This window comes from Campylobacter sp. BCW_4323 (assembly GCF_001763115.1).
GTDB classification, from domain to species: domain Bacteria; phylum Campylobacterota; class Campylobacteria; order Campylobacterales; family Campylobacteraceae; genus Campylobacter_D; species Campylobacter_D jejuni.
On sequence record NZ_MJYC01000081.1, the window covers coordinates 1 to 4473 of the forward strand.

At 29.3% G+C, this 4473-nt stretch carries 4 protein-coding genes; all 4 read left to right on the forward strand.

Annotated elements, in window-relative coordinates; all coding sequences use genetic code 11:
* The coding region (locus AJN60_RS08340; RefSeq protein ID WP_070286246.1) for a bacteriophage T4 gp5 trimerisation domain-containing protein at nucleotides 1-739 on the forward strand (739 nt) is incomplete at its 5' end.
* The gene (locus tag AJN60_RS08345) at nucleotides 739-2184 is read left to right on the forward strand and encodes a hypothetical protein (protein ID WP_002861574.1); all 1446 of its coding nucleotides are present in this window, start codon (nucleotides 739-741) and stop codon (nucleotides 2182-2184) included. The genes AJN60_RS08340 and AJN60_RS08345, both read left to right, overlap by 1 nt.
* A gap of 1 nt (nucleotide 2185) precedes the next feature.
* A complete protein-coding gene (locus AJN60_RS08350; RefSeq protein ID WP_002861575.1) occupies nucleotides 2186-2797 on the forward strand; it encodes a hypothetical protein in 612 nt (203 codons plus the stop codon).
* A gap of 528 nt (nucleotides 2798-3325) precedes the next feature.
* Nucleotides 3326-4363: a lysozyme inhibitor LprI family protein gene (locus tag AJN60_RS08355; RefSeq protein WP_070286247.1), complete on the forward strand. Its 1038-nt coding sequence runs from the start codon at nucleotides 3326-3328 to the stop codon at nucleotides 4361-4363.
* Nucleotides 4364-4473 lie beyond the last annotated feature (110 nt).

Consider the following 4473-nt stretch of genomic DNA (forward strand, 5'->3'; position numbering starts at 1 on the left):
TGAACTTACCCTCTCAAATATAAAAGATAAAGAACAAATTTATTTAAAAGCCCAAAAGGATTATGATGAATTAGTCCAGCATAATTTCACTCAAAGAATTTTAAATGATAAAGATTCTAAGGTAGATGGAATTTATAATGAAAGGATTAAAAAGATTCATACTCAAATCATAGACTTAGCTAAAAATGTCAATGTAGGAGGAGAATACTTAACTAATGTAGGCTTATCTAAAGATACCATAGTAGGATTAAGCAATACCTTAAATGTAGGAGTAGATAATAAAGTAAGAGTATCTAAGAATTCTAGCGAATATGTAGGAGAAAACAAAGACATAGAAATAGGTGCTAATCAAAATACTATTATCCATAAAGATGAGACAAGGAATGTGAAAGGAGAAAATAAATTATTAATAGAAAAGTCTTTAACCCAAACAATAGAAAAAGAATTTTTCCTTAATGTTCATCAAAATTTATCCGCCCACATACAAGATAATACATCCTTAAAGTCCAATTCCATGCAGACAAAGGTAGAGGAACAATATTCTTTAGAATCAGATAATTCAACTTTTGACTTTCAAACAGATTGTGAAGTAAAAGCAGGTAATCAAATCCTCCATCAAGTAGGCGATACTCAAATTGTTACTAAGGGAGATTGTGTTATCATTAAAGCAGGTGGAGTTGAAGTAACTATAGACTCTAAAGGACTTGTGGTTAGAGGTGGAGAGCTTAGGGCAGAGTAATGGAAGCACTTAATCAAAAAAATAGTTTAAATATTAGGCTTTTAAGTTCTAATAATATTCTTCTGCATAATCAAGAATTTAAGCTTTATGAAATAGCACAGGGCAATAAAAAGACTATTTTTACAACCAATAGAATGAGGGAAGCTCATTTAAATGCTAGTGAAATTTTTAGTAAAGAAGCACAAAGCTTTGAATTAATTTTAAATCAATCTAGTGTTTATAAAAACAAACCCATCTATAATCATAGATTTTTATTAAGAAGTTATGAGTATGGGCATTGGTGTGAAATAAAATTTGAAAGAAAGGCAGATAAAGGCCCTATAAACTCTATTAGGCTAAAATCCAAAGAATTTACCTTAGAAAATAATGAAAAAATAGCGCGTAATTTCTATACTTTTGGTGATATAGTAGAATTTGAAGCTATTTATGAGGATACAAAAATCAAAGAAGAGCAAATTAAATGGGGTTATGTTTTTATTCAGGATAAAAACACCTTAGATAAGTTAAACAAAAACCAATTAACTAATGACAAAAAGGAAAGTTCTTTATTTGATGAAGAAATTTTAAAAGATTGTTTTTATATTGAAAAAGAAGAAGATAAAGCCCTATTATCTTCTTCTATCATTCATAGACATTTAGACAACAAAGCTTATTGTGGAAAATCTCTTAGTTTGCAACTACCAAACCCTAAAGACACACAAGAGCAAAAAGCACTATTAGTCTTTGCTTATAAAGAAATACCCAATTATAATGCCTCTTATCTTATAAGAATAAATGATTATCCACAAATTACCATTGATTGCACTCTAGCAGAAACTCATAGAGCTATAAAAGACTTACAAAAACCATCAGATATTATCGATAATAGTTTATATTTTCAAAGGTTTGATATAAAAAATGATGTGTTTTTACCGCATTTAGGCTTAAGTAAATTTGATGCATTTCCATTGCAAAACTCCATACAACATGAAAAAGAAGTTTTAGATAAATTCCACTCTAACCCAAAATACAAGCAGAATTTTGCTCTATACTCTATTGCAGGGACTTTTAATATCTTATATATACCAAGCCTTATACAAATCACTAGAGTTACAAGATTCTATAATTACCATTCTTTATATGCTGCGTGCAAAAAGGTGCGTGCTTTTATCATTAATACTGTGAATTTTAATAATAATGGTAGCGATCAGCTTATTGGGGCATGGGATTATGAGAAGGTAGGATTTGATTTATATAATTCGATAATGCAATACCGAAATACAAAATTTCATTTTAAATATACCTCACCAAAATCATTCTTATTTCCCTTATATAATTCAGACTTTCTAAAAACAAAGCAGTATTTTAATCTAGGCTTAGATTTCTTTTTATATAGCTCTACATTTTTGGATATGGATTTTAGTCATACGCAAATGCAAGATACTGCTTTTATAGTGAGGAAGTAAGATGTTTTTTGCTGGTGGTGATTATGAGCCTTTTATATATGGGCTTAGTCTTATTGCATACTATTTTCTACCCCTTTATTGTCTGACGCTTTTATTGTATAAATATAAGCCTCAATATGTGAATCTTACTCTGCATATTGGAGCTTCAGCGTTGTTATACTTAGCTATGTGGGTAATATTTGTCGATACAACTATTATCAGCCTTTTTGAAATTTTTCAAATGTTTTTAATCCCCATTATCTTGCAAATTATACATCTTACCTTTATACTCTATGCTATTATCTATACTTATTTTGATATGCAAAAGATTTCATTTACAAAAAGACTAGGCAGATATATCGTTTCATTTTTTATTGGGATTGGACTACTTATCCTTTCTTTTGTAATGATGTATGCTATTGGATATTATATCAGCTCATGGTGTGATAGATATTATCTTAAAATCGATGAGAGAAATGAGGCGATTCGCACTATAACTTTTTATGTTCTTGTTGTGGTTTTTCCCAGTATAATTGCACTACTCCTTAGCTATATCCTCTATAAAAATCATAAGTCATTTTTTACTAAGATTCTATATAGAATCTTATCTATGATAGGCAAGGACAAACCATAATACAAAAACTTATATATCAAAACCACGACTACCAACAAACACAGAAACATTTCAATCTTGGTTGTGATTTTATAATTACAAGCCCAATATTTAAAAATATTAAGATTCCAAATAATTTGGATACAAAGAATCTATTGAGGATTATAGTAAAAAGTGAGGCGAGATAATGACTGATGGATTTGGGTTTTTAGCATATGTCTTTACATTGCCTGTATTGATTCTTGGTGGTATATTTTGTGTATGTATAGTATTTTTGATAAGATTTCAAAGCTTTTGTGGGTTTGTATGTTCAAAAAGTTTTTGGATTGCTTGGCTTTTTTCATATTATTTATTATTTTTGATTATCTGCATTACTTGTGAATGGGAGTTATTAACAATGTATATCTGTGGTATTTCTTTACCTTTGGTATATTTTTAAGAAAATTTTTTATGCAATCACATTTAACTAGCTCCAAACGAATTTTCATTGAGGAGTAGTTATTATGTTTGAAACGACAAAAAATACAGAGTAAATTAAAAGGAGTTCTTATGCAAAAGTTTTTAATAGTTTTAGGATTGTGTTTAATGTTAGCCATTAGTGCTAATGCTCAATCTCCAAAAGAAGCCAAACCTAGCTTTGATTGTGCTAAAGCTAGCACAGAAGTTGAAAAGATAATATGCAATGATGAAGATGGGGAGTTACAGAATTTAGATCGCTATATGGGTGAAGTCTATACACAATTAAGAAAAGAATTAAAGATTTCTAATTTTGCTGATAAGGAGCAAAGGCTAAAAGATCTTTTAGATTCACAAAGAGCATTTATTAAAAATTTAAATAAAGTTGATTTTATAAAAGATGCTTATGAAGAGCGCATTACACAATTACTTAAACTTCTAGGAGAAGTGCTAGATTCTAACAATAAAGAATTATGTGAATATGCAAGAAGATATGAGAGTGATGACAGTAAATGGCAAGAAGTTCCTCCATCTGTCAATCCTCCCTTTAGTATAGGTTATTGTGCTTTTGGAGCAAATAATCAATATGGCATTTTTTATCATTATTGCACAGAAAAAAGAGAGATTATAAAAAAAGAAATGGCAAAAGCTATCAAAGAAAAAAGTCTTTTTATCAGTCCTCCTAGAGTCTATAAAAGAAAAATTGATATTAATAATGATGGGGTGTTAGATAATGTAATTCTTTCACGAGGGGAATATTTTAGTGCACTTGCAATATATAAAAATGGTAAGCTAGATGCAAAAGCAAGTGGTAAAATCTATGGAGATGATCTGCATTTTCATGGAGAAAAAACTAGTTATCAAACTGTAATGGTTAATGAAGTGCCTAGCATAGCATTTGATACATATGCCCTGCCAAGCAATAAAATTTCAGGAATACCAGAACAAGCAGAATTTAACTCTGAAATTCCTATACTAAGCTATTTAACTTATGGAGTTATGGAATTTCAAGGAAAAAATTATATTACTCTATGGAACAGGAGATTTCTTAATGATGAGAATTCTACCTATCCAAAAACACGCATTTATCTTTTAGAAGGTAATAAAAGAGAGTTAAAATGCACTTTTTAAAAAGGAAATAATTGATGTTTGAAACGACAAAAAATACAGAGTAAATTAAAGGAGTTCTTATGCAAAAGTTTTTAATAGTTTTAGGATTGTGTTTAATGTTAGCCATTAGT